Annotated in this window: 12 protein-coding genes; 6 read left to right on the top strand and 6 right to left on the bottom strand. The window is 41.7% G+C overall.

Annotated features, from left to right (window positions below; all coding sequences use genetic code 11):
• The first annotated feature begins 303 nt into the window (after positions 1-303).
• The 6 genes from WAZ74_RS06210 to WAZ74_RS06235 all read left to right on the top strand — a co-directional run bounded on the left by WAZ74_RS06210 (position 304) and on the right by WAZ74_RS06235 (position 11396).
• Complete coding sequence (locus WAZ74_RS06210; protein ID WP_422306911.1) at positions 304-1308, top strand: Xaa-Pro aminopeptidase; 1005 nt, start codon at positions 304-306, stop codon at positions 1306-1308.
• Between the two features lie 322 nt (positions 1309-1630).
• Complete coding sequence (locus WAZ74_RS06215; RefSeq protein WP_422306913.1) at positions 1631-2287, top strand: hypothetical protein; 657 nt, start codon at positions 1631-1633, stop codon at positions 2285-2287.
• A gap of 160 nt (positions 2288-2447) precedes the next feature.
• Complete coding sequence (locus WAZ74_RS06220) at positions 2448-4475, top strand: hypothetical protein (protein ID WP_422306915.1); 2028 nt, start codon at positions 2448-2450, stop codon at positions 4473-4475.
• A 275-nt stretch (positions 4476-4750) separates the two neighbouring features.
• Positions 4751-10978 (top strand): DNA repair ATPase, encoded by a 6228-nt coding sequence (locus WAZ74_RS06225; RefSeq protein WP_422306917.1) that lies wholly within the window; start codon positions 4751-4753, stop codon positions 10976-10978.
• Between the two features lie 55 nt (positions 10979-11033).
• Positions 11034-11204: a DUF2256 domain-containing protein gene (locus WAZ74_RS06230; RefSeq protein WP_422306919.1), complete on the top strand. Its 171-nt coding sequence runs from the start codon at positions 11034-11036 to the stop codon at positions 11202-11204.
• A gap of 45 nt (positions 11205-11249) precedes the next feature.
• A complete protein-coding gene (locus WAZ74_RS06235) occupies positions 11250-11396 on the top strand; it encodes a DUF2256 domain-containing protein (protein ID WP_422306921.1) in 147 nt (48 codons plus the stop codon).
• Positions 11397-11593: 197 nt separating this feature from the next.
• On the opposite strand, the gene WAZ74_RS06240 is transcribed toward WAZ74_RS06235, so the two are convergent.
• The 6 genes from WAZ74_RS06240 to metH all read right to left on the bottom strand — a co-directional run bounded on the left by WAZ74_RS06240 (position 11594) and on the right by metH (position 18810).
• Positions 11594-13498, bottom strand: a complete 1905-nt coding sequence (locus WAZ74_RS06240) for a hypothetical protein (RefSeq protein ID WP_422306923.1) — start codon at positions 13496-13498, stop codon at positions 11594-11596.
• Complete coding sequence (locus WAZ74_RS06245; protein WP_422306925.1) at positions 13485-13820, bottom strand: ABC-three component system middle component 5; 336 nt, start codon at positions 13818-13820, stop codon at positions 13485-13487. Before WAZ74_RS06245 ends, WAZ74_RS06240 begins: the two co-directional genes overlap by 14 nt.
• Complete coding sequence (locus WAZ74_RS06250; RefSeq protein WP_422306927.1) at positions 13735-13980, bottom strand: ABC-three component system middle component 5; 246 nt, start codon at positions 13978-13980, stop codon at positions 13735-13737. Before WAZ74_RS06250 ends, WAZ74_RS06245 begins: the two co-directional genes overlap by 86 nt.
• Positions 13977-14450 carry an ABC-three component system protein gene (locus tag WAZ74_RS06255; protein ID WP_422306954.1) on the bottom strand — a complete coding sequence of 158 codons (474 nt, stop codon included), beginning with the start codon at positions 14448-14450 and terminating at the stop codon, positions 13977-13979. Before WAZ74_RS06255 ends, WAZ74_RS06250 begins: the two co-directional genes overlap by 4 nt.
• 5 nt (positions 14451-14455) lie before the next feature.
• Positions 14456-14809 (bottom strand): hypothetical protein, encoded by a 354-nt coding sequence (locus WAZ74_RS06260; RefSeq protein ID WP_422306929.1) that lies wholly within the window; start codon positions 14807-14809, stop codon positions 14456-14458.
• 158 nt (positions 14810-14967) lie between these two features.
• Positions 14968-18810, bottom strand: a complete 3843-nt coding sequence (gene metH, locus WAZ74_RS06265) for a methionine synthase (RefSeq protein ID WP_422306931.1) — start codon at positions 18808-18810, stop codon at positions 14968-14970.
• Positions 18811-19428 lie beyond the last annotated feature (618 nt).

The following is a 19428-nucleotide window of genomic DNA, read 5'->3' on the forward strand; positions in this document are numbered from 1 at the left end:
ATTTTTCTTGATGTGTTTGTCACGACAAAAAGGGCAGTTTTTTGATTCATGGCGTTGATTCCTTGCAAATAGAGACAGTATATAGCTTTAGGCACTATGACAGCATGAAAAATGTCCATTACACCTAAATGTTCTAAAAACTTGTATCGCAAAAATGCCTCACAAATAAGTGGGGCATTTTTTTGTCTAAAATTAGAGGTCAATGTACGTTACACTAGCTGCCATACTCGCATTTTGTCATCTTCTTATACGTATTCTACAAGGCTTTATTTGTAGTGGCATAATAAAATTGGACTTTATTTTATGTTGAAAACTGCTGTGTCAAAACCGACTATGAACATTCAAACGATAAGCGGTCGTGTTGCTATTTCATTGTTTGCCATTCCAATATTCGCCATTCTGACAGGGTGTCAGACAATACCAAACAATATATCTAAAGCGTCTATTAATACGAATAATCCGCTTACTGCTGCAATGCCAGCGATAGATCGGCAAGGTTATATTGCTTATATAGAAGAGCAAGGTTTAGGTGCTGCAAAGATATCGACACTCTATCGTATCCGTCCAGACGGCAGCGACCGCCAATTAATTGATCAGCTCAATGGCTATATCTATGCGCCTGCGTGGTCAGCCGATGGTCAAATGCTCGCTTATAGCAAACAAGCGTCGCGCCAGCATCCAAAGATTTATATTTATGACCAAAAAAGTAAAACCCATAATCTGGTCGTAAATGCTGAAGGCAGCAATTTATCGCCGTCATTCTCACCGGACGGACAAAAACTGCTCTATAGCTCAACAGTTGGCGGCAATGCAGATATCTATGAGATGCGCTTAAGCGATGGCGAGACTAAACAGCTCACTACTTTACCCAGTACGGAAGTACAGCCAAGCTATGCAAGCGATGGTCAAAGTTTCGTTTATACCAGTGATAAAGTCCGTGCTGGACGTCCACGTATCTATCGCTATAACTTTGCGACGGGTACTGCTTCTCCGGTAGCGACAAGTGGCTATGCGGCTAGTCCGCAGCTTAGCTTAGACGGTCAGCGCTTGGCGTATCTCAATCGTCGCAAGGCAGCTGTCATGACGCTCGCTACAGGGCAAGTCATCAATCTATCAGAAACGGGGCTTGATGAGCCAGCACGCCTCTCACCCTCTGGGCAATACGCTGTCTATCCGACACGCAACTCAAACTTAAGCGAGCAGGGCAGTCAGGGTAGCTTGGTCATCCACTCATTATTGGGCAATACTAGTTATACCATTAGTAGTCAGTCTGGTGGCTTGGTGCGCTCGCCTGTGTGGGGACGTTGAGGGCAAAAGCTATATATTATGTAATGGAATGACTATATAATTACCAACAAAAGAACATAAGTCGATTTTATTATCTACGTTTTAGAGGCTTCTTGGTTATATAGTAAATTTCTTAAAGCTAATGAAGCTATGTCATTATCGCCTTGTTATTCACATGAGTTAATAAGTTAATCATTAAATATGTGAAAAAAATCATTAGCCACAAGCTAAAAGAGCGAATCTAAGTAGCACAAAGCTGAGTAAGTTTCAGCGATATGACAGTTAACTGTATAACCAAGTCAGCAAGATATTGAATGAGGCGAGCAAAAGGAGCACGCATGCGATGCAAGAGTCTTTTTTAGTCTTTATTACCAAGATTAGTTTGTACCCTACGATTATTTTTACCGGGCTTGTGATGTTCGTGACTTTATATTGGGTGGTGTCTTTAATAGGTATGGTAGATATGGATAGCGTAGAATTTGGTGAGTCAGAGGGTGATGCTTCTACCTTGTCATCAACGGGTTTTTTTACCGTTCTTATGCTCAAATTTGGTCTTTATGGCGTCCCTTTAATTATTATACTAAGTTTAATCAGCTTAATTAGTTGGTTGCTAAGCTACCTATATACGAGCTTTTTACATCAGTATTTTGACTCTGGTCTTTTGTATTACCTATTTGGCACTGGGGCACTCGTTTTTGTATTGGTGGTATCTATGTGGTTAACGGGTATTATTATTTCACCCATTCGCAAAAATATCGCCAAAACCCCCAAACGTAATTCTTCTAGCAATATCGGTAAAGTCGCTGTTGTGCGTACACTCAGTGTGACAGACAAATATGGCGAAGCAGAATTAAATGATGGCGGCGCAGGACTCATACTAAAAATTCGTTCAGATAACAATGACGGTTTACTAAAACAGGGCGATAGAGTGGTGTTGGTAGAGTATTTAGAGGAAGCCAATACCTATCGAGTTGCCTCTGTTAGAAAGAAATCACTATAAAGGCCCGTACCAATAATTTTGAAAGTGAATTAAATAACCTTTAACTATTGGTTTTACAAGTTAGCTGATTAGAGAGAGATAGACAGTAAATAGTCTATTTTTTAAGCGTCTTATTAACGGTTTTAAATTTGGTTGGAATGTTTTAATTAAAGGAATAAATATGGATATACTCATTATCGTCGGCGTGGTTGTGGTGCTGGCGTTTATTTTTATGATGGCAGCACTTTTGATGCTGAAAGCCTTTTATATTAAGGTGGAGCAGGGTACTGCGCTTATTATTAACGGGGTTAATAAAATTGCCGTACGTTTTGATGGTGGCTTTGTTTGGCCAGTTATCAACAAAAAAGAACTCATGAGAATATCGCTTATCACCTTAGAGGTGGATAGACGAGGTAAAGAAGGACTGATTTGTGCGGATAACATGCGTGCTGATATCACAGTAGCGTTTTATTTGCGTGTCAATGAGACCGAAGAAGATGTGCTAAAGGTTGCTAAATCTCTTGGCGCTGAAAGGGCGTCAGACAAAGTCGCCGTTAATGAGCTGTTTAATGCCAAGTTCTCGGAAGCATTAAAAACAGTTGGTAAGCAAATTGATTTTGTCAAATTATTCGAAAATCGCAGTGAGTTTCGTGACAGTATCGTTAAAGAGATTGGCAATGATTTAAACGGCTATATCTTAGAAGACGTGGCAATTGATTACTTGGAGCAAACGCCAAAATCGTCGTTAGATTCAAGTAATATCTTAGATGCTGAAGGTATCAAAAAGATTACTCAACTGACGGCTTTTCAAAACATCATTACCAATGAGCTTGAGCGTGATGAAGAGTTGGCGGTTAAAAAGAAGAACGTCGAGACTAGAGAAGCCATGCTTGAGCTGGAACGTCAGCAAGCGGATGCCGAAGCCAGACAACATCGTGAAATATCTTCAGTGATTGCCCGTGAAACCGCCGAAACTCGTAAGATTGAAGAAGAAGAACGTAAAAAGTCTGAAACCGCCGTTATCTCGGTCGAGCAAGATTTGGCGATTCAGCGTGAAAACCAACAACGTGAAATCGAAGTGGCTGGGCAAAATCGCTTGCGTGCTGTTGTCATCGAAGAAGAGAAAGTTACTCGTGCGCGTGATCTCGAAATCGTCTCTCGTGAGCGTGAAGTGGATCTGCAACGTATCGAAGCCGAACGTGCGATCGAGCTTGAGAAAAAAGAAATTGCCAATGTGATTCGTGAGCGTATTGCGGTAGACAAAACCGTCGCGCAAGAAGAAGAGCGTATTAAAGAAGTGCGTGAAGTCAGCGAAGCCGAGCGCTCTAAGCAAACCCGTGTACTAGCAGCCGAAGCGGATGCTGAAGAAATCAAAGTGCGTCAGGTGAAAAAAGCGGAAGCAGATGAAATGGCTGCCAAGCATAAAGCAGTCGAAATAACGACGCTTGCCAGTGCCAATCTAGAAGCCTCAGCCAAAGACTCAGAAGCCAAAATTAAAATGGCCGAAGGTATCAAAGCTGAAGAGTCGGCACATGGTTTCGCTGAAGCGGCCATTCAAGAGGCTAAGGCAAGTTCTTTGGAAAAAGAAGGCATTGCTAAAGCCAATGTTATCAAAGCGACTGGTCAAGCCGAAGCGCAATCACAGCGCGAAAAAGGCATGGCGGATGCTGAAATCATCGCGGCTCGTGGCGAGTCTAACGCCAAAGCCGAGCGTGATATCGGAATGGCAAATGCTCAAGTGATCGCCGCTCAAGGTGAATCAAATGCCAAAGCAGAACGTGAAGTTGGACTGGCAAAAGCTGAAGTTACCCGTGCGCATTTCCAAGCAGAAGCAGATGGTCTGGTCGAGAAATTCAATGCCATGGGCAGCATGACTAAAGAAGCGCGCGAGCATGAAGAGTTCCGTATGGGACTTGAGACTGCCTTGCAAGAAGCGATGGCGTCGATTGAAGCTGGTAAAGAGATTGCGAAAGAGAATGCTGAAGTCTTGGCAGTGGCGCTACAAAAAGCCAAAATTGATATCGTTGGCGGTGAAGCACACTTCTTTGATAACTTTGCTAAGTCATTGTCTATCGGTAAAGCCATTGACGGTCTCGCTGGCAAGTCAGATACGCTAAGCGGCATTATCAATACTATGATGGCTAATAAAGTGATGGCCAATCAAGTGATGACTAAAGCCAACAAGCACAGTGATGATGAAACGGCTTAATATCACCATTAGTCGACATGACTGATTTATTATCAGCAAGATTTACCCCATAACTTTTTCATCAATAAACAATCTGTCACTTAGGTGGCAGATTGCTTTAACCAACTCAATCTAAATGCTTTAACAGAGCGATAGTTAATAACTATTATTAACCATGAGTTGGTTAATCTAAAAAAATCAGCAGTGACGACTCGTTTTCTTAGATTAGCCAAGTGCTTCTTTAATTCAAACAATTCTTTAGATTTATCTTATTGCCTAAAAATGGACGAGCAACGATGGCGGACACGCAAAACGCAACCAATCCAAACAATACCAATAGCCATAACCAAGCTGAGCAAACGGATCAGGCAGTTGCCTCAGGGAATGCTTATGAGCTTATTAAAAAACGTCTCACTGAGCAGGGCAGTCGTTTAGAGCAACAAACTGCTAAGCTGAATCATGCGCGCCTACAAGAGTTTGGCAGCACCCAAATGCAAGTCATTGCGCGCACGCGTATTCGTAGCGAATATAACTGTGTGGCGCAAGACATGGTACAAGTGGGTGACTATCTGTTATTTGGCTACAACGTCTTTATGGGGCTCAAACGGGCGAGCAATATTAAAGATGTATTGTCGCTATATCGCTTGATCGATCCCGCTAATAAAAATGATAGTGAGGATAGTGACAGCAATGCCGATAACAGCGAAGGCAGCCAAAGCAGTGCAAGCACTGAACGCGCTACTGATAATACTGATAGCAGCGAACGCACTGACCGAGAATATCAGCTTGAAGAAGTCGATCTAAAAAACACTTTTTTAGATCAAGAAGCATTCGTACAGGATTTTGACGAGCTTTATCGCTATTACAAGCAAACGCGGCTGATTCAACTGACCGTTAAAGACAGCAAACTGCTATTAGCGTTTCAAATTGGCGAACGCATTACCGATATTCGGGTATTCCGTTTTGCATTAGATTTTAGCCAAGGCACCCCAGAAGCTGCCCAAATCGCCTACGTAGACAATCGCGGTGAGCGCGACATCGAGTTGCCACCCGCTTATGATTTTGATTGGATTGAGACCACTCGTGATCAGATGATCAATGGCAAATACCCACATATGAATATTTTAGATACCATATTTGTGGAGACCGTCGGTGGCGATTTGACCATTAAAATTGAGGACAATACGCAGTCAGGGCAAGGCATTTATAGTGAGCCTGTGAATGATCGTACCCAATCGTTGACCGATGCTGAGATTGCTTATGCCAAAGTTGGCAGTTTAATACTGCTAAAAATATTGCCGTATCGCGAGGACAGTTATCGTTATTTCGTCTATAACACCTTGACCGAAGCGGTGCTGCGTTTGGATGCTATTGGGCAATCGTGTGTGCAGCTGCCAGAAGATCACGGCATTATATTTCCGGGTGGTTATTATCTGCAAACGGGCGAGTATAAGCTGTTTGATGCCAATAATGTCGGTGCCAAAGATTTAAAGTTTAAACGTAAAATTGTATCGCCCAACGGCGAAGACGTGTTGTTTTTATTCTACGATGTCGCCTTAGGCGTCACAGGATTATTTCCTTATAACCTGATCAAAAAACAATTGGCAAATCCTATTTATTGCAATGGCATGGCGCTGGCTGAAAATGGACGTTTGGTGCTGTTTAGTGACCAAAGCGAGCCGTCACGGATTCACCCCATGCAGATATGGCATACGCCTTATGCGTCGCCTGAGTATGTGAGTGAATTGCCGGAAAGCACCAGCTTCTATGGCAAAATAGGTAATAAAGAATTGGTGCGCGGTATCTCTGATCTTTATAGCATCACCCGTCTGATCGATAACCAAAGCGTGTCACAAAAACTCTATGAGGAGCTGGCAGACAATACCAACCGTCTCTTTGATAGCTATTATTGGCTGTCTGAGCCCGAGCTCAACGAGGTTGCAGGTAGTATTAAGGAAGTAACGGCTACCGCTGAGTTGGTCATTGATGAGTTCGCCAAAGTACAAAGCATTCAAAAGCAAACCCAAACGGCGTTAGCCGATGCCGACGCTCAGCAAGGTGAGATTCTGCGGCAAATACGCGTTACCACTTTTGAGTCTGCCAGCGATTACGTGGATCAGCTGTCGGCATTGAGGCAACAAAAGGGTCGTCTCGTTAGCTTAGAGGATTTGCGTTATTTAGATGGCGATAAACTTGAAGCACTGCAGGCTCAACTAGAAGAAGCAGAAAGCGAGCTTGCCGAAAAAACGGTGCTGTTTTTAAGTGGGGAAGAGGCGTTATCAAGCTACGAAGGGTTATTAGCCGATGTCAGTGAGCGCCTAAATACGGCCGAAACCAATGCCGAGCTAAAACCCGTACTGGAAAAAATCGATGAAACGACGCAAGGTTTGGATTTATTAACGGAACTCTTGGGCACCTTGGATGTCGCCGATGCCACGGTACGCACCCAAATTATCGATGACATATCGACCATTTATTCGAGTCTTAATCAAAGCAAAGCCAAGCTCAATCATAAGCGCAAAAACTTAGGCTCCGCTGAGGCAGTAGCGCAGTTTGGCGCACAGTTTAAGTTGTTTGGTCAATCGATTGCTAATGCTTTATCCATTGCTAATACGCCTGAGAAATCAGATGAGCAAATGGCAAAGCTATTGGTACAGTTAGAAGAATTAGAAAGTCAGTTTGCTGATCCAGAGACTAATAGCGGTGATCAGTTTTTAGCAGATATTATCAGTAAACGTGAAGAGATTTACGAAACCTTTGAAAATCATAAGCAGCAACTGCTTGATGCCCGTAACCGTAAAGCCCAGAACTTAGGTGATGGCGCACTACGTATGCTGGAGAGCATCAAAAAACGTACCCAAAGTACGGGCGTTACTGGCTTTAAAGAAGAAGAGGCGTTAAACACCTATTTTGCGTCAGATGGCTTGGTACAAAAAGTCCGCAATATCGCAAAAGAGCTACAAGCCATGGGCTTTAGTGTCAGAGCAGATGACCTAGACTCGCGCCTAAAAGCCATTCAAATAGAAAGTTATAAAAGTTTAAAAGATAAGTCGGATTTGTTTGAAGATGGCGGTCAAATCATCAAGCTGGGCAAGCATCGCTTTTCAGTCAATACCCAACCTTTAGATTTGACGCTTTTGAGTCGTCAACAGTCAGATGGCAAGCGTGTGCTGAATTTGCATCTAACGGGTACAGACTATTATGAAGTGCTCAATAATACTGAGTTAAATGCTTTGCGCCCGTATTGGGATATGAATATCGCCTCCGAGTCCGATACCGTTTACCGCGCAGAGTACTTGGCCTATAGCATTATTGAGAGTGCCAAAAATAGCCAAGATGACCTGACCGAAACACGTCTATATCGAGCATACGACGAAACCATCATGACTGCTGATATTCATGGCGATATTGATAATGACAGCCCGCTGGCTAGATTGGTCAAAACTTACGCCACCCCTCGCTATCAGCTGGGTTATGACAAGGGCATTCATGACCATGATGCCACGCTATTATTGATGCAAATACTGCCGACTTTGCGCGAGGCGGGGCTACTAATTTATACGCCGCAAGTACGTGCCTTGGCTCAGTTGTTTCATTGGCAGTTGAGTCTCGTACAAGCGCTTGGCTTAGACAGCCTGCGTCAGTTTGGCTATGATGCTTGGCTTGATGGTTCAGTGCTGACGCGTATTGGCAATTGGATGGATAGAGCCATCACCGCTGAGCAATTGCGCCGTAGCTTAGGTAGTGATACCGCCAAAGCCTTACTGGTTGAGGACATGACGCAAATCATGCATGGTTTTGTCGCCGCTTATAATGACAATGACTTTAGCCTCAATAGTAAATCTGACAAAAAGTCAGACGCAGAGTTGAATTTAGAAACCAGCGATATTCATAACGCCGATATCTTTAAACAAAGCTATGTTCAGCTTGCCTGCGAATACTTAGTTAGCGTCATGGGTCAGGCAGCGGAACCGAATGCAAGTTTGCACTCAACAGCGCACTGGCAAACCAGTCAACAAGCGCAGCAGCTGTGTGAGCAATTGAGCAAAACCCTGAATAGCTCATCAGGTAGCACGCAAAACGCTGCCAGCTTTGAGCACCTACAATCTGCAATCGGTAAGCTTAGCTTTCAGCCAAAATCCGCTTATGAGTTATTGGCAACGTGGTTCCATGCCTTGTTAGATAAGACTTACGGCAATAGCGATCCATCAGTTGATAATGACAGCAGCCCGCTTAGTGAAGAGCAGCTTGCGGAGAGCCAGGAAAAAGAAGTCTTACGCAAACAGCAATTAGAGAGTGGCCGTCATTATGTGCCTGAAGCGGTTGCTATCTTACTTACTCAATTAAACGACACCCAGCGTGATGCTTTAATGCAACGCCTTACTGAAGCAGGTGCAAGCTTTAATAAAGCTGCAAATGAAACATCCTCACCGTTATCATTTTCATCAACTACATCATTGACCAATCTTAATAACCCACTCAATCAAGTAGCAAGCTTTGAGCGCAGTACGGGTAAAGTATCGCTTGAGATACGAGTTGAGCATCTATTGGGCGAGCATGGGCGTATCCAGCAGCAAACCTTGACCTTTGCTGTCGACGACTTCTTAAATCGCTTACATCATCATGATACGCAGGTTATCCCTGCCTATAGACGCTATCTGGCCCTGCGCTCAGAAATTCTTAATTCATCAAAAGAGGAATTAAGATTGGATGAGTTTATGGCACGTCCGTTGTCCTCCTTTGTGCGTAACCGTTTGATTAATGAGAGTTATTTACCGTTAATTGGGGATAACCTCGCTAAACAGATGGGTACCGTGGGTGAAGATAAACGTACCGATTTGATGGGTATCTTAATGATGATATCGCCGCCAGGTTACGGTAAAACCACCTTGATGGAATACGTCGCCAATCGTTTGGGGCTAATCTTTATGAAGATTAACTGTCCTTCATTAGGTCATGATGTCACCTCTTTAGACCCAGAAAAAGCGCCCAATGCCACTGCACGAGAAGAGCTGAATAAAATCAACTTGGCTTTTGAGATGGGCAATAACGTCATGCTCTATCTCGATGATATTCAGCATACGCATGCAGAATTTTTGCAGAAGTTTATCTCGCTCGGCGATGGTACACGCCGTATCGACGGGGTATGGCAAGGTAAGACTAAAACCTATGATATGCGCGGTAAGAAGTTCTGCGTGGTCATGGCGGGTAACCCATATACCGAAAGTGGCGAGGCGTTTAAAGTCCCTGATATGCTCGCCAACCGTGCCGATATCTATAACTTAGGTGATATCATGAGCGGTATGGAAGAGATATTTGCCCTCAGTTATATCGAAAACTCGCTGACCTCAAATGCTGTATTGGCACCACTTGCCAACCGCGATTTGAGCGATGTGCACCGTTTGATTAAAATGGCAAAAACAGACAATGCCAACCTTGCCCAAGCGCAAAGCAGCGAGCTGACTTATCCGTATAGCACCTCAGAGATTAATGAGATTATCGCGATCTTGCGCCATATGTTTACGGTGCAAAAAGTCATTCTCGATGTCAACCAAGCCTATATTGCCTCAGCATCACAAGATGATAAATACCGCGTTGAGCCGATATTTAAGCTGCAAGGCAGTTATCGTAATATGAATAAGATGACCGAAAAGCTATCGGCGATTATGAATGACAATGAGCTTAACCAGCTGATTGATGATCATTATCTGGGCGAGTCGCAGCTATTGACCACAGGTGCAGAAAGCAATCTGCTCAAGCTTGGCGAGATGCGCGGTGAGCTGACCGAGCAAGAAGCACAGCGTTGGGAGCAAATCAAAGCTGACTTCCTACGTAATAAGGCTATGGGCGGTGAAGACGGTGATACTGGCGCGCGTATCGTCGCTCAGTTGGTCGACTTGGCGAGTGGCTTTAATGCCATCAGTAACCAGTTTGATAAATACCTCGCGCAAAACAATCCAGAGCAAATCGCCCGCCTGCGAGAAGCAGGACAGCAAGCGCATTTAAAGACTAAGTTAGAAGCGCAACTAGAATCACAAAAAATCCTCGCTGATAGCTTTATCACGGGTTTTGTAGATAATGCCAAAGTCGTCAGCGATAGCATCGATAATTGCTTTGAAAAAAGCATGAATCAGCTGATGCAAATCTATAAGCACGATCACAATGCTGAAAAGGCGGAAGGCGAGCAGCTTAAACAAAGCCAAGAGATCCAAAAACAGCTGATGGTGCAGCTGGTCGATGCCGTCGAGCAACTGGCGCATAAAATGGCTGATGGCTTGTCTCATAGCTTAACTGACAGCCTGCTTAAGCATGAGGAGAACACCGCGAAGCAAACGCCAGCTATCGATGTGCCTGACATGACAACACAGATGGCACTTATGGCAAACGCGCTCAAAGAGGCGCTTGCACCACTCAATATGCGCATGGATGAAAAGCTAGCAATCGATAGCAGTACCGATCAATCAGGTAAGCTGATCGTCAATAGCCTCAATCGACTGAATAAAATATTTGATGATTATGACTAGGGCGTTGGTAATAGAGGTAAACTATCGATGTATGAAATAAACCACTGAGAAAAATATGGCGCATAAGAAAAAGAACGTCCGTAAAAAAGAATGTCCAGTCTGTGAGCGTGAGTTTAGCTGGAGCAAAAAGTTGGATAAAAACTGGGAGAGCATGGTCTATTGCTCAGACCAATGTCGCCGCGTGAAAAAATATGAAGGGTTGGATCATCAAAAAGAAGATAAATAGGCGTTAATAGGTAAGTAGAGGTATATAGCAACAAAGGAGCAGACGATGGCACATAAAAAGGTAAACCTACCGCAAAAAATCTGTCCCATCTGTCAGCGCCCTTTTACTTGGCGCAAGAAATGGGAGAAGGATTGGGAGCAGGTGATCTATTGTTCTGAACGTTGTCGGCGAGGTAAGGGTAAAGCAGATTGAGCTGAAATCATGACAAAAGAAGACCGCCACATTTCTTATTGAGACATGCTCAAAAAGTAGAGGAGGCGATATTTTTGGAATGTTTATAGCTTATTTAAAACCTAAAAAAAGTAAGTAACTAATCCTACTTTTCGCTTAAATTTTGCCTAATCACTGGGCTGGTGACTAAGGCATGAAGCGTTATAAGTAATATTACCTTAATAACCCTTAATATCTAAAGTTCTACTCTCAGGATTGTAAAATTCTCCGATACAATATTTGGAACCTTCTAGGGATTCATCAATCATAGAGGTGGTGAATATTATTTGATGTTCGACTTCAAGGTTGTTGGACTCTTCAATAATTATCTTTTGTAAGTTTTGACTTCTAGCTTGCTCCATTCCCTTATCTTCTACATTATCCATAATAGCTAGTCTAGGATACAAAAATCCAGGGTCTTCACAAGACGCTATTAAAATCGACAACTTCAAAACAGTTTTTAAAATTGATGTAGAGCTTGCAGAAAAATTACTAACACCATCAACTTTAATTCTATCATTAGTGAAATCAAAACTTATTTCTTTTGGATCCTTAAAATCATCTTCTCTATCTAAATCCTTAAGTAGTAACCTCAAAGCTATGGCAGAGATCAGAGTCTTTCTATTATTTCTATTGCTTATAACTGATGACTCTTTTGATAATACTTCATTTTCCAAGCTGTTTAATATATTTTGTAAGCTATCTCTATTAGCTTGTTTTGCATAAAGATTATTCAAAACTCTGCTTTTTTCTGCTAATTCCGACCCTCTCTGTCTAAGCTCTCCAATGTTAATTAGAATACCGGTTTTTTCACTAGAGATCCCTTTTATAGGCTTCTCCAATATTAAGATTTCACTTTTAAGGTTGCTAATTTCTTCCTTGATTAGAACATAAGAACCAGTGAGTTTCTCAAGATCCTCATTGAATTTGGGAATTAAATCTTTAGTTTCACTAATCTGAAATTCTATATCTTTACGTACTCGAAATGTAGGTGATTCATAGCTATCATTATTAGACGAGTGGCATAAATTACATGCGCCAACTTCTTTAAGGTTATCAGAAACTTTACTAAAACATGATGGGCAAAAGTTAAACGCAATATCTGAAAGTATAGACAAGGTATTATCTGATTCTTGAATATTTATCAGACGTTTTTTTAGATTAACTACAAAGCTTTCAGAGTCAATTATTTCAAAGTTAAGAGTGTTAATGTCTCTAAGAAGATTTTCTTTAGTCTGTAATGAAGTATTTAACTGTTCTCTTTTACTTGATATTAGTTCTTTTGTACTTTCATCAACAGATTCATTTTCGACAGTGTTTACCGAGTATAGTGAAGAAGTCAAAGTCTCTATAGCTACTTTGTTCTCACTTATTCTTTCATTAATATTGCTCTCACTTTCAACTTCACCATACATTGTGGTAAAAGCTCTAATATCTGAAGTTAGTTTATCAATATCTTTATTCAGCTGTATGATTTCTAATTTTTTTTGAGTTACATCTTTCGAGTTTACACCCAACATCAAGTCGCCTATGGTTTCTCTTTTAAACGAAGAATCAAAGTCCTCTTCTCGGAAAATCCTACTTATGCCTGATAGTTGATCTGTATAAATTAGTCTTAAAATTTGATTGAAATTAATATAACTACTGTCTTGAGATTTCGTTATGGGTATATTTAATAGCTTTAATAAATTGTCGTGGAAACTTTCTTTATTTGCTGTCGAAGCATATGGAAACGAGAGCCAGTTTTGAGCTGAGCTATTTACACTTTCGTCGTAAGTCCCCTCAAAAATGTTCATTTGCTCTTTGAAGTTGGTAGATACTTGTCTTTTCAAAACAAAAACCTGATTATTGATATCTACTTCGATATGAGTGTTATCACAACTAAGAGCAACAGTTTTCCATTGCTTTTCTAGGATACTTCCTCCTAATCCATAAAATAAAAACTCCATTATAGTGGACTTACCAGAACTATTTGTACCGCGAATAATATTCACACCTTTATGAAAAAATTCATCGTAAACAGTATGCTTACCTTTAGTAATTATTAGCCTATTAATGAATATGAAGGGCTTATACTGAGTCATATCTGTATTCCATTAAACCAGTTCTTTGTTTTAAACCTTGCGTCCCTATTAATTCAATAGAGGATAAGCATTTTATCAGTTGGACTTGAGTTTCGTCATTCAGTATATTGTTTTCTTCAAAAAAACTATTAGGTAACAACCAGTAATCTGATGTTTTACTTATTGTTTTTTCTTTTATTTCAATTAAGGACTTAGCTCTCAATAAGCTAATTGCACTGTATTGGAAGTTCTTCAATTCAGAAAAGAGTATTTTTTTTGTTAGGCATAATCTCAAATGGAGGGGGCAGTTTAGCGTACATATTCTTAAGTTTAGTATTACCATTTTTACGAGGTAAAGTTATCTCTTTTACAAAGTTTGGATAAACTAAATAAAAGTCTATAATCCTAATTTTTTCAATAGTAATAGGCTGGTCATAGCTTTTTAGAATCGATAGAAGTCTAAAACAACAATGATATATATCATTTCTAGGGTGATAAATCATACTTCAATATCCCAATCAATATGACAATTACCAGTCAATAAATATAGCAAACCATACAGTTCACTAGCATCATTAAATAAAGAAGAGTTTTGACAATCCTCCCATAAAGTATCAATTATATGTTCACTTATCATGTCATCTATTTCATACTCTTTAAAGTCTTTAGAGCATATCTTTAACTTGATACTAGTGATAAACTTATTTTCAATATGTGCTAAAAGATAAATATAAACATCATTAGCAGTTTGGAACAACCCATATCTACTAATCTTCTTATTAATCTTGTGCTTACATCTTTTTGCATACTCAATCAAAGGTAATCTATTACCATCAATAAGCTTTTGTTCAAGGCTTCTAGCAAACTTAGGATTACCTTTTTCAATCTTTCTTATTAAATAATTATTTAATTTGTCAGTGAATTCTGCAAAATCAGGATTATCTCTCTTATCTATCTCAAACTTCTCAAGCAGTTGAACTAGCTTTTTTTTTGAACAGGATTGTCAGATAGATTGAAGTTTTGAGTTAAGTTATTAGCACTGTTATTGAATAATGTGCCTGAGTTATTTGGGCTATTAACGTTTTGATTAACACTATTGATAGTATGAAATTGATTCTGATGGTTTTCGATAAACTTTTCTTTAGATACGTTACTAACATCACTAAAGTCAACACTTCTTGCTTGTTCAGCTATTCTTCTAGCTTGCTCGTTCGATACCTCTAAAAGCTCTTCTAAGAAGTATTCTTTAATACTTTTAGCAGTAATCAATGCGCTATTCTTAAGTATATCGTAAATGACACCTGATATTATTGCACCAGTAATTATATCCATATAGAACTTCCCAAATTGGTCTTAAGTTTAACAATATTTCATTTTAGCAGAATGCTTTTATTCAATCTACGATAAATGTTTAGAATAAAGCAGGATTGGCTACCTTAGCAACCAATCCCACATCAAATATTTCTTTAAAAGCTCTAGCTAAAACCATCCTACAAATTCGGATTTAACCACTTCTCAGCAGTTTTCATATCCCAACCTTTACGCTCAGCATAGCTCTCTAACTGATCGGTACTGATTTTACCCACGTTAAAGTACTCACTCTTAGGATGCGAGTAATAGAAGCCACTGACCGAAGACGCAGGCCACATCGCATAGCTTTCAGTCAAAGTTGTACCAATAGCATCAACGGTGCCGAGCCATTCAAACAGTTTACCTTTTTCAGTATGTTCAGGGCAGGCAGGGTAGCCAGGTGCTGGGCGGATGCCAACATATTTCTCTTTGATCATCTCATCATTAGTGAGGCTTTCGTTAGCCTGATAACCCCAATAGTCTTTACGTATCAGCTCATGTAAATGCTCGGCGAAGGCTTCTGCTAAACGGTCAGATAATGCTTGCGTCATGATGGCGTTATAGTCGTCACCAGCGGCTTTATACTTCTCAGCGAGCGCTTCCGTACCGACCATCGATACAGTGAAACCGCCTAGATAGTCAGTATGCGCGTCCGATGGCGAGATAAAGTCTGCCAAGCTAAAGTTCGGCTTACCGCTGGCTTTATCACTCTGCTGACGCAAATGTTCAAACTGATAAGTGGCGCTGCCACCTTCAGTGGGTGCCTTGTCATAGACAGTGACGGTATCGTCAGCAGTACGACGGGCTGGCATGAGTTTAAACACACCTTTGGCAACGATTAATTTCTCATCAATCATTTTCTTCAGCATGTCTTCGGCATTACCAAATAAGTCGCGAGCAGCTTCGCCAACCACCTCATCTTGCAATATTTTTGGATATTTACCAGCTAACCCCCAAGAGATAAAGAACGGCGTCCAATCGATATAAGGCAGTAGGTTGGTAATCGGGTAGTCATCTAATATCACTTGTCCTAATTTATTAGGAGTCGGTGGCACGTAGTTATCCCAATCATCTTTAAAGCCAATTTCGATGGATTCGGCATAGGATATCTTGGCAGCTTTTGGTTGGCGTTTCGCTAAGCGTTCACGCACCTTGATATATTCGGCGCGGGTTTCATCAATCAAACCTTGGCGATTTTCTTTTGATAGTAGCTTAGTCACTACGCCAACGGCGCGTGAGGCATCCGCCACATAGATGACACCGTTATTTTGATATTGAGGTTCGACTTTGACCGCAGTATGCGCTTTAGACGTCGTCGCACCGCCAATCATCAAGGGTAAGGTGATGCCGCGCTCTTGCATTTGCTTGGCAACATAAACCATCTCGTCTAAGCTAGGCGTGATTAAGCCAGATAACCCAATGATATCGACCTTTTCAGCGAGTGCGGTATCGAGGATTTTTTCACAGGGTACCATCACGCCCATATCGACGATGTCATAACCGTTACAGCCGAGCACCACGCCGACGATATTTTTACCAATATCGTGGACGTCGCCTTTGACCGTCGCCATTAAGATTTTACCTTTGGTTTCCCCTTCGACTTTTTCCGCTTCGATGTATGGGTTTAGCCAAGCGACCGATTGCTTCATGACGCGAGCGGATTTAACTACTTGCGGTAAGAACATTTTACCCGCACCAAATAAATCGCCAACGATATTCATACCGTCCATTAATGGCCCTTCAATGACCTCTAGCGGCCGCGGATATTTCTCCCACGCTTCTTTGGTATCCGCTTCAATAAAGGTGGTAATACCTTTTACTAAGGCATGGGCGATACGTTCTTCAACCGTACCTTCACGCCATGTCATATCGACGGTGCTGTCTTTTTTCTTACCGCCATCTTGATAGTTCTCAGCGATGGTCATCAGCCGTTCGGTGGCGTCTTGTCCTGATTCGCCTTGATTGCGGTTGAGCATCACATCTTCGATAGCATCGCGCGCTTCTTTAGGAATGTCATCATACAGCTCTAACATGGCGGGGTTTACGATACCCATCGTTAGGCCGTTTTGAATCGTGTGATAGAGGAATACTGAATTAATGGCTTCACGAATCGGGTTACCACGGAAGCTGAACGAGACGTTAGAGATACCGCCCGATACCATGGCATTCGGCAAGTTATCGGTAATCCAGCGTGTGGCATTGATAAAGTCAGCACCGTAGTTATTGTGCTCAGTGATACCGGTCGCCACTGCAAAAACGTTGGGGTCAAAGATAATGTCTTCGGATGGGAAACCCACTTCATTGACCAGCACGTCATAGCTGCGCTTACAAATCTGAGTTTTACGCTCGTAGGTGTCGGCCTGTCCATCTTCATCAAAGGCCATCACGATGATAGCGGCACCATAGCGCATACATAACTTGGCGCGCTCAACGAACTCAGCGTGACCTTCTTTTAGTGATATAGAATTAACAATACATTTGCCTTGGGTACGCTTTAAGCCTTCTTCGATAATATCCCATTTAGAAGAGTCAAGCATCAAGGGCACACGGCTGATATCTGGCTCGCCTGAAACCAAATTGACGAAGTGAATCATCGCCTGCTTGGAGTCCAACATGCCTTCGTCCATATTGATATCGACAACTTGTGCGCCGCCTTCAACTTGGTCACGAGCGACATCGAGCGCTTCAGTGTAGGCTTCAGTTTTGATTAAACGCAAGAACTTTTTCGAACCCGTAACGTTGGTACGTTCACCGACGTTGACGAATAGACTGTCTTTATTAATAGTAAAAGGTTCAAGTCCCGATAAACGGCAGGCAGGTGGAATGTCAGGAATCACACGCGGTGGATAATTTGCCACCATATTAGCGATAAGACGAATATGTTCAGGCGTGGTACCACAGCAGCCACCAACGATATTTAAGATACCCGCTTTAGCAAAACCCTCAAGCAGCGCAGTGGTTTCTTCTGGCGTCTCGTCATATTCACCAAACTCATTGGGCAAACCAGCGTTCGGATGCGCTGATACATAAGTATTAGCGATATTTGATAGCGTCTGAATGTGCGGTCTAAGGGCATCAGCACCGAGTGCACAGTTAAAACCAACGGTTAAAGGTTTGGCATGGCGAATCGAGTTGTAAAAAGCTTCCGCGGTTTGACCCGATAAAGTACGACCCGACGCATCGGTAATCGTCCCCGAGATCATAATTGGCAACTCAAAGCCAATATCATCAAACACACCCGTCACTGCAAATATCGCTGCTTTGGCATTTAGCGTATCAAAGATAGTCTCGATTAAGATGATATCAACGCCGCCTTCCATTAATGCTAGCGTTGACTCGCGATAATTGAGTACCAATTCATCAAAGGTGATATTACGAAAGGCAGGGTCATTGACGTCAGGAGACAATGAGCAAGTACGCGACGTTGGACCAATAACGCCCGCGACGAAACGCGGCTTCTCAGGTGTTTTCGCAGTGAACTCATCAGCAGCTTCGCGAGCAATTTTGGCAGCGGTTTTGTTTAGCTCAGGCACGAGGTACTGCATATCGTAGTCTGCCATCGACAGACGCGTACCATTAAAGCTGTTAGTCTCGATAATATCCGCGCCAGCCTCTAGATGCGCAAGATGAATCTCTTTGATCATATGCGGCTGCGTGAGTACCAATAAATCATTATTACCGCGCACATCTTGACTGATATTGGTAAAACGCTGGCCACGATAGTCTGCTTCCTCTAGCTTATAATTCTGAATATGGGTGCCCATCGCGCCATCGAGCATCAAAATCCGTGATGCCATCTGTTCGGTGATGCGCGCGCGCGCCGTCAGCTGCTGTGCCTTATAAGGGAACACTTCAGGCGGGGTCAAGATAAAATCGTTAGGATTGGCATTGGGGTTGTCATTGTCGGTATCAGTGTCGGTCATACTAGTTTGAGAAATACGGGTTGGAGAAGTGTCAGTTTCGGAATGAGTAGTTAAGGTCATAGGAGCGCTGCTTATAGAGTTAATATGATAAAAGGAAGAAAAACATGATAAAAGAGGAATCGTTTATATTTTTTAGGTAATAAGTATCTTTAACATAATAAGATTAATCAAATAAGGGCTTAAAAAGTAATAGTAAAATCCGGATTATTTTAGCACGAAATACTTAGTGCTCGTGAGATTGTCCCGATTGCGCTTGAGCAATCCTATTTATTCATGTTATTTTAACAATATTAAAAATTTGGTATGTTTCTATAGTTACATCTTGCGATTAGGCGTATCTCTACAGCATCAAATTTTATGACATAAATTTGATAAGCACAAATGAATATCATTTCGCTTGAGGATTACATAAAGCTTCGCTTTCAGCCTTAAAACCAAATTATTCCCGTCAAATGTAGACATAATTTACACGCTTGCTACAAAAAGTAGCGTAAATATGAATTTATCAAGCTCTACTATATGTTAATTTAATTTCAGAAGGATTGATGTTTCATAAGCAGTGCTTATCAGTAGATATTAATGACTTTTATTTACAAGTTATCGACAATTCGTAAGTGAATGATAATCAATGATAGACAAATACTATAAGGCAGTGGCGCTAGGGAAAGACAATCTAAT

Origin of the sequence: Psychrobacter sp. (genome assembly GCF_049295055.1) — a bacterium.
Lineage (GTDB): Bacteria > Pseudomonadota > Gammaproteobacteria > Pseudomonadales > Moraxellaceae > Psychrobacter.

Bases quoted from the DNA above. Each gene is read 5' to 3' on its own strand.
- WAZ74_RS06210 (WP_422306911.1), top strand. From the start codon at position 304: ATGTTGAAAACTGCTGTGTCAAAACCGACTATGAACATTCAAACGATA.
- WAZ74_RS06215 (WP_422306913.1), top strand. From the start codon at position 1,631: ATGCAAGAGTCTTTTTTAGTCTTTATTACCAAGATTAGTTTGTACCCT.
- WAZ74_RS06220 (WP_422306915.1), top strand. From the start codon at position 2,448: ATGGATATACTCATTATCGTCGGCGTGGTTGTGGTGCTGGCGTTTATT.
- WAZ74_RS06225 (WP_422306917.1), top strand. From the start codon at position 4,751: ATGGCGGACACGCAAAACGCAACCAATCCAAACAATACCAATAGCCAT.
- WAZ74_RS06230 (WP_422306919.1), top strand. From the start codon at position 11,034: ATGGCGCATAAGAAAAAGAACGTCCGTAAAAAAGAATGTCCAGTCTGT.
- WAZ74_RS06235 (WP_422306921.1), top strand. From the start codon at position 11,250: ATGGCACATAAAAAGGTAAACCTACCGCAAAAAATCTGTCCCATCTGT.
- WAZ74_RS06240 (WP_422306923.1), bottom strand. From the start codon at position 13,498: ATGACTCAGTATAAGCCCTTCATATTCATTAATAGGCTAATAATTACT.
- WAZ74_RS06245 (WP_422306925.1), bottom strand. From the start codon at position 13,820: ATGGTAATACTAAACTTAAGAATATGTACGCTAAACTGCCCCCTCCAT.
- WAZ74_RS06250 (WP_422306927.1), bottom strand. From the start codon at position 13,980: ATGATTTATCACCCTAGAAATGATATATATCATTGTTGTTTTAGACTT.
- WAZ74_RS06260 (WP_422306929.1), bottom strand. From the start codon at position 14,809: ATGGATATAATTACTGGTGCAATAATATCAGGTGTCATTTACGATATA.
- metH (WP_422306931.1), bottom strand. From the start codon at position 18,810: ATGACCTTAACTACTCATTCCGAAACTGACACTTCTCCAACCCGTATT.